5 protein-coding genes are annotated in these 6,691 nt (G+C 68.3%); 1 reads left to right on the forward strand and 4 read right to left on the reverse strand.

The genetic code is table 11. The annotated features are described in order from the left end of the window. Positions 1–139: 139 nt before the first annotated feature. A complete protein-coding gene (locus EX88_RS0107705; protein WP_051884700.1) occupies positions 140–1,231 on the forward strand; it encodes a metal-dependent hydrolase in 1,092 nt (363 codons plus the stop codon). An 84-nt stretch (positions 1,232–1,315) separates the two neighbouring features. On the opposite strand, the gene dusB is transcribed toward EX88_RS0107705, so the two are convergent. From dusB to EX88_RS0107725, 4 genes are all read right to left on the reverse strand, one after another. After that, positions 1,316–2,314 carry a tRNA dihydrouridine synthase DusB gene (gene dusB / locus EX88_RS0107710; protein WP_031371422.1) on the reverse strand — a complete coding sequence of 333 codons (999 nt, stop codon included), beginning with the start codon at positions 2,312–2,314 and terminating at the stop codon, positions 1,316–1,318. A gap of 103 nt (positions 2,315–2,417) precedes the next feature. Continuing rightward, the gene (locus EX88_RS0107715) at positions 2,418–2,753 is read right to left on the reverse strand and encodes a YegP family protein (protein WP_031371423.1); all 336 of its coding nucleotides are present in this window, start codon (positions 2,751–2,753) and stop codon (positions 2,418–2,420) included. A 253-nt stretch (positions 2,754–3,006) separates the two neighbouring features. Then, positions 3,007–4,113, reverse strand: a complete 1,107-nt coding sequence (locus EX88_RS0107720; protein WP_036148296.1) for a PepSY-associated TM helix domain-containing protein — start codon at positions 4,111–4,113, stop codon at positions 3,007–3,009. A 22-nt stretch (positions 4,114–4,135) separates the two neighbouring features. Further along, entirely contained in the window at positions 4,136–6,256 is a 2,121-nt protein-coding gene (locus EX88_RS0107725; RefSeq protein ID WP_031371425.1) for a TonB-dependent receptor, read from the reverse strand. Between the last annotated feature and the right edge of the window lie 435 nt (positions 6,257–6,691).

A 6,691-nucleotide genomic window follows, 5' to 3' on the forward strand; every position in this document is an offset into this window, starting at 1 on the left:
GGGCGGCGAGGCGATCGGTTCTCGGCAGGCCGATTATCGAGCAGCGCAAGCGCTTCCAGGCAAGGCCGTGGGCCGTGCAGGGCGCCATCACAACGAAAAACAAACTCGCCGCCGCCGGCCCTGCGGTTAGCATTCGCGCATGGATTCTTTGACTCAAATCGTGCTCGGCGCGGCGCTGAGCGCCGCCATCGCGCCTGCCGGGCATCGCCGCGCGGCCTTGCTCGCGGGCGCCGCACTGGGCACTTTGCCCGACCTCGACGTCATCCCGGTCAACCTGTTCACCGCCGACCCGGTCGAACGCATGACCTGGCACCGCAGCCTCAGCCACTCGCTGCTGGTGCTGCCCTTCATCGCCTGGGCGATCTGGGCCTGGTGCCGCGAACGCGGCGGCCGCGTCGCGCAATCGCCCAAGCGCTGGTTCTGGGCGATGCAGGCGGCCTTGCTGACCCATCCGGTGCTCGATGCGTTCACCGTTTACGGCACGCAGTTGCTGTGGCCGCTGCCGGTCAAGCCGGTGATGTGGTCGAGCGTCTTCATCATCGACCCGCTGTACACGGTGTGGTTGCTGCTCGCCTGCGTGGTGGCCTGGTTCGCGCGCGAACGTAAGCTCGCGCAACCGGCGCTGGTGGTCGGCCTGGCCTTGAGCTCGCTGTACCTGGGCGGCTCGCTATGGGCCAAGTCGCGGGTCGAACACGAGGCCGAGGCCGCATTGGCCAAGCTCGGGCTGGAGGACGCGCCGCGCTTTTCGGTGCCGATGCCGTTCAACACCCTGCTGTGGCGGGTGGTGGCGATGACGCCCGACGGCTTCGTCGAAGGCGAGCGTTCGCTGGTCGCCGATCGCGGGCCGATGCAGTTCCGCGCCTATGCTTCCGACGTGCAAGCCTATAGCCAGGTCAGCGGTTATCCGGCCGTGCACCGCCTGAAGTGGTTCAACCACGGCTTCATGAAAGCCGAACAGCGCGATGGCCGTTTGATCGTGACCGACCTGCGCATGGGCGCCGAGCCCGACTACAGCTTCCGTTTCGCGGTGGCCGAACGCGCCGCCGAGTCCTGGCGCGAGATTCCGCCGCAGCAACTGCAATGGCCCTGGGATGCGGCGCGCAAGCTGCCGGCGATGTGGGCGCGGATCTGGCGGGAGCCGGAGATCGTCGCCGACGCCCAGGCGCCCGCGCCGACCTCGATGCGCGCCGCGGCGATCCCGGCGCAAAGCCACAACGGCGGCATGCGCTGAGTCGCGGAGCAGGCGCCGCGCTCCATGCATCGGCGTCGCTCTAAACGATCTCGAAGCCGCTCGCGCCGCAGCGCGCCCGGCGGCTCAGGCCGCGACCGGCAGGTCCGGCGCGACGCCCGCGACCAGCGCGTCGAAGTAATCGCGGGTCAAGCGCAACTGCAGTTCGGCGGTGTCGGCGCGATTGACCACGGCGCGGAAAGCGGCGTTCTCGGGGCGGTCCTTGGCGTACCAGCCCAGGTGCTTGCGGGCGATGCGCACGCCCGAGACTTCACCGTAGAACGCATGCAGGTGTTCGAGATGGCCGAGCAGGATGTCGCGCACTTCGGCCAGGGTCGGCGGCGCCAGTTCTTCGCCGTGCGCCAGGTAGTGGGCGATCTCGCGAAAGATCCACGGCCGCCCCTGCGCGGCGCGCCCGACCATGACCGCGTCGCAGCCGGTGTGGGCGAGGACGAAGGCGGCCTTGTGCGGCGAATCGATGTCGCCGTTGGCGATCACCGGGATCGACAGCGCCGCCTTGATCGCGGCGATGGTGTCGTACTCGGCGCTGCCGGTGTACTGCTGGTCGCGGGTGCGGCCGTGCACGGCGAGCGCGGCGATGCCCGCGTCCTCGGCGATGCGGGCGATGTTGGGAGCGTTGCGCTGGTCGTGGTCCCAGCCGGTACGGATCTTCAGGGTGACCGGCACGTCGACCGCCTTGACCACGGCCTCGACGATGCGTCCGACGAGGGCCTCGTCGCGCATCAGCGCCGAGCCGGCCCAGGCGTTGCAGACCTTCTTGGCCGGGCAGCCCATGTTGATGTCGACGATCTGGGCGCCGTGGTCGACGTTGTAGCGGGCCGCGTCGGCCATGATCTGCGGCACCGTGCCGGCGATCTGCACGCTGATCGGGTCGGGCTCGCCGTCGTGGTCCATGCGGTGGCGCGACTTGGCCGTAGTCCAGAAGCGCGGGTCGCTGGTGGTCATCTCGGACACGCACAGGCCCGCGCCCAGGCGCTTGCTCAGCACCCGGAAGGGCTTGTCGGTGACCCCGGCCATGGGCGCGAGGATCACGCGCGGCATGAGGGAGTAAGGGCCGATGCGCATGGGCGGCATTGTAAGCCACCCTGCGCGCGGGCCTGCTCGGGCCGTCCGTGGCCGGCCGCTCGCAGCCGGCCGCGAGCGGCCGGTCTGCCGAGGAGGAGCTCGTTCAGGCGGTGGGGTCGTCCACGGCCGCGGTCGGGGCGTTCAGCCTGACCGAGGCGACGCCTTTTTCGAGCGCGCCGTTGCTGGAGTACAGCTCGCTGGTGCCGACGATCTCGCCGTTGCCCGCCTTGAGCACGAAATAGGGACGGTCGTTGGACGAGGTTTTGCGCTCGTAACGGGCGTCGTTCTGGCTGTTGGTGCGCACCGCCTCGATGCCGTTGATGCACGAGGGCTTGGCCTTGTAGCCCTCGCTGCTGAGGATGGGCTCGCCGTTGCCGGCCTTGAGGACGAACTGGAATTCGCCGTTGCTGCGCTTGCTGATCAAGAACCTGCCTGCCATTTTCGTTCCCTCGGTTAGCCGCCTGCGGCGGACGTGTGACATCCGGTTACACGTCGATAGAACGCGGTTGTGAACCCGATCCGGCCGCAGGCCGCGACCGCCGGTCGGCGGAGCCGGGCGCGGGCCGCCTCAGAAGTCGTAACGCACGCTCGCCGTCACGTTTCGCTCCTCGCCGTAGTAGCAGTACAGCAGGCTGGCGCACGAGGGCACGTAGCGCTTGTCGAGCAGGTGGTTGGGTCGGCGTGGCGAGCGTTCAGCGATTGCGGCGCCGGCGCCAGAACAAAAAGCCGGTGACGAGCAGGAACGGCGGCGCCAGGCCGGTCAGCGCGATCAGCCATTGCCAGGTGCGTCCGCCGACGAAACCGCCGTGCAATGGATAGATCGATTCGTAGCTGCGCGTGCCGAGCCCTTGCCGGGTCGCATCGAGGGTGCCGATCAATCGGCCCTGATACGGATCGAGCCAGACCATGCTGCGGCCGACCGGATGCCATTCGTCGACGGCGCGGCTGCGGATCGCGATCAGGCCGCTGCCGGCCTTGGGCAGGCTGATCCGGCTCAGGCGCGCGCCGGCGAGCGGGCCGTCCGCAGCGACCGCGGCCTCGGCCGCGCGCAAGGTCGCGGCCCAGTCGATCGGTGCGTCGCGCGCTTCCAGCTTGGGCGGCTTGCGCGGCTTGGCGTCGCCGAAGGCCGCACGCAGGCCGTCGCGCACCACATCGTCGTAGACCATCGACACGCCGGTCAGCGCTGCCAGCAGGGTCAACGGCAGCAGCCACAGGCCGATGCCGCGATGCCAGCTGAGCCAGCGCCGGGTCAGCGGCCCGCGGTACCACTTCAGGCTCGCCGCCAACGCTTTCCAGCGCGGCCACCATAGGTACAGGCCGCTGGCGAGCAGGAACACCGCGGCCAGGCCGACCACGCCGAGCACTTGCTCGCCGGTCTTTCCAGCGAGCAGATGGATGTGCAGGTCGCGCAGCCACAGCAGCAGGTCGTTATCGGTATTGCGCAGCAACAACAGCTCGCCGCTGGCCGGATCGAAGTAGCGGCGTTCGTTGTCGGGGAAATAGGCCTGCCACACCGGCAAGGCCGCGGTGGGCAGGTCGATCGAACTCATGCCCTGGGTCTGCCAGTGGCCGACGATGCGTTCGAGCGCCCGTCCGCGTTGCTCCGCGCTCGGCAAGGCGTGCTCGGCGAGTTGCGGATAGGCCAATATCAGCAACTCGCGCTGGAACGCGAGCACGGTGCCCGACAAAGCGACCACGGCGAACAGCAGCCCGGCGCTGAGGCCGAGCCACAGGTGCAGCCACTTCAGCGCCGTGCGCAGGCGCGAACGCAGCGAAACATGGGCCTGGCGGTGCGACATGCTGGGCGGGCCGGAAACGGATTCAGAAGCGATATTGCCAGCTCGCGCTCAACACGCGGCCGCGGCCGGCGACGTAGGTGTCGTTGCGCGGCGTGCTCTGCGAGTAGTAGGTCACGTACTGTTCGTCGAGCAGGTTCTCCACGCCGAGGTTGAGCTGGCCGGCCGGCAGCTTGAAGCGGGCCTGCAGGTCGAGCGTGGTGTAGCCATCGGTGCTGGCCACGCGCACGCCCTTGAGGTCGAAGTCGCGGTCCAGCGAGCGGCTGCCCTGCAGGCGTGTGGAGATATTCTCGCTCCAGCTGTGATCCCAGAACGCGATGATGCGGTCGGGGCTGATGTTGATGCCGGGCAGGTCGCTGTCGACGCGATCGTCGCCGTCGCTGTCGTAGCGGCCTTCGGCGCCGGCGTAGCCCAGGCCGACGCGGCCGGCTTCGGAGAAGCGGAAGGCGAAGTTGGCTTCGACGCCGCGGATCTCGGTGCGCTCGCGCACGACGTTATAGCTCTGGGTGTTGCGGTCGAAGGCCAGGCGCGAGCCGAGGTCGGAGTCGGACCAGTACGCCGCCACGTGCGCGACCCAGCGGCCGTCGTCGAAGTCCAGGCCGACCTCACGGTTGTCCGACACCACCGGCGACAGGTCGACCAGGTTGTCGACGCGCTGGTTCGGCGCGGTGATGCCGCGCAGCACGCGGCCGATGTCGGCGACGGTGTAGCCCTCCGAGTACGAGGCGTAGAACTTCAGCGCCTCGCTGGCTTCCCAGACCGCGCCGAAGTTCGGCAGGGTCTTGCTGGTCTTGGGCGAGCCGCCTTCGACGAAACGGCTGCCGCCGGCGTTGGCCGGGATCGTGTTGAAGTCGTCGACCTCGAGCCGGCCGCGCTCGTGGCGCACGCCGCCGGTCAGCATCACCTTGTCGGCGACCCACCATTCGGCCTGGACGAACGGCGACCAGGATTCGTACTGCGTTTCCGGCACCCACTTCAGGCCGCTGACGACCAGTTCCTGATAGGTCGTGTCGCGCCCCCAGTCGAGGCCGAGGGTGACGCGCAGGCGCTGGTCGAACAGATTGTCGCGCGACCAGCTGAACTTGCCGCCGAGTTTTTCCGAGACGTTCTGCGACTGGTCCCACCAATGCAGGTCGCGGCCGTCGCGCCAGAAGTCTTCCCAGTCGGTGGCGCCGTACAGGCCCTTGAAGTCGACCCAGTACAACTGCGCCTGCAGATAACCGCCGGCCACGGACTTGTCGGTGTAGTCGAGCACCAGCGAGGTCGAGCGGTTGCGCGCGCCCTGGCCCTCGCGGCTGCCGCGCGCGGAGGTGGCGAGGCGGCCGCTGCGGATATCGCCGTTCACGGTGATGTAGTCGTTGTTGCCTTCGAGCTCGTAGCGATTGGCGGTGAGCTGCAGGCGGCGCTGCTCGTCGAGGTCCCAGCCGGCCTTGGCGAACAGATTGTGGCTGCGCGCGTCCATCAGGTCGCCCTGGATGTCGTTGACCGCGATCGCGTCGCCATTGCCGTCGTAATACAGACCTTCGCTGGCGAAGGAGACGCCGCCGACGAAGTCGAACGCGCCGTGGCGGGTGCCGAACAGATACGAGCCGCGATAGCCGCTGCCGTCGCTCTGGCTCGGCAGCGCGGTGCTGGCGCCGAGGCTGAGCTCGTGGAAGCTTTCGCCGTCCTGGCGCGGCGCGCGCTTGGTGATGATGTTGATGATGCCGCCGGACGCGCCGAGGCCCTGCAGCGCATTGGCGCCGTGGATCACTTCGATGCGTTCGATCATCGCCGGGTCGATGGTGTGGCCGTCGCGACCGCCCTCGCGCAGCGGCGTGGACTGCGGTACGCCGTCGATCAGATACAGCGGCTTGCGCCCACGCAGGGTTTCGCCGCCGTTGGTGAGCTTCTGCCGCGACGGTGCGAACGAGGGAATCAGGTTGGCCAGGACCTGCGAGATGTCCTGGGTCACGGCCAACTGCTGGCGCAGCTGTTCCTGGTCGATCACGGTGATCGTATTGGCCAGCGCGGCCTCGGAGTTCGGCATGCGGCTGGTGCTGGCCGAAACGGTGACGCGGTCGATGTCCTTGGCCTCGTCGGCGTGGACGACGGGCGCGGCGAGGGCCGCCAGCAGCGCGCTGGAGAGGAACGAGAGACGGGGCATGCGGGGTAGGCCTGAGAACTGCGACAGGATTCGCATGTTAATGCGAACCATTCTCAAACAAAAGGGTGGGGCTTGGTTTTTCCCTTGAGGGGGCCGGATGGGGCGTTTCGGGTCCCCTCCGAGGGGCTACAGCCTCTGTAGGAGCGGCGTGAGCCGCGATCAAGGGATGCGCATGGGCAACGACGCCGATGCCATTCATCGAAGCCGCGCGCTTTCGCGAAGGGTAGGAGCGGCGCAAGGCGCGACCAAGGGATGGTAGAGACGTATCGCCGTCGTCATTGATCGAAGCGACGAACTGTCGCGGGGTAGGAGCGGCGCAAGCCGCGACCGCGACCTATCGTGCTCCGGCGTCTTTGGCCGTAGGACAGCGAAGCAACATCAAGAGCAAAGCTTCCGTCCGCTAACGCGGCCGGGTTACTTTCTTTTGCTAAGCCC

The organism is Lysobacter antibioticus, assembly GCF_000731095.1.
Lineage (GTDB): Bacteria > Pseudomonadota > Gammaproteobacteria > Xanthomonadales > Xanthomonadaceae > Lysobacter > Lysobacter antibioticus_B.

What these genes read in the sequence shown, in the direction of transcription:
- EX88_RS0107705 (WP_051884700.1), top strand. Translation starts at nt 140, where the DNA reads ATGGATTCTTTGACTCAAATCGTGCTCGGCGCGGCGCTGAGCGCCGCC.
- dusB (WP_031371422.1), bottom strand. Translation starts at nt 2,314, where the DNA reads ATGCGCATCGGCCCTTACTCCCTCATGCCGCGCGTGATCCTCGCGCCC.
- EX88_RS0107715 (WP_031371423.1), bottom strand. Translation starts at nt 2,753, where the DNA reads ATGGCAGGCAGGTTCTTGATCAGCAAGCGCAGCAACGGCGAATTCCAG.
- EX88_RS0107720 (WP_036148296.1), bottom strand. Translation starts at nt 4,113, where the DNA reads ATGTCGCACCGCCAGGCCCATGTTTCGCTGCGTTCGCGCCTGCGCACG.
- EX88_RS0107725 (WP_031371425.1), bottom strand. Translation starts at nt 6,256, where the DNA reads ATGCCCCGTCTCTCGTTCCTCTCCAGCGCGCTGCTGGCGGCCCTCGCC.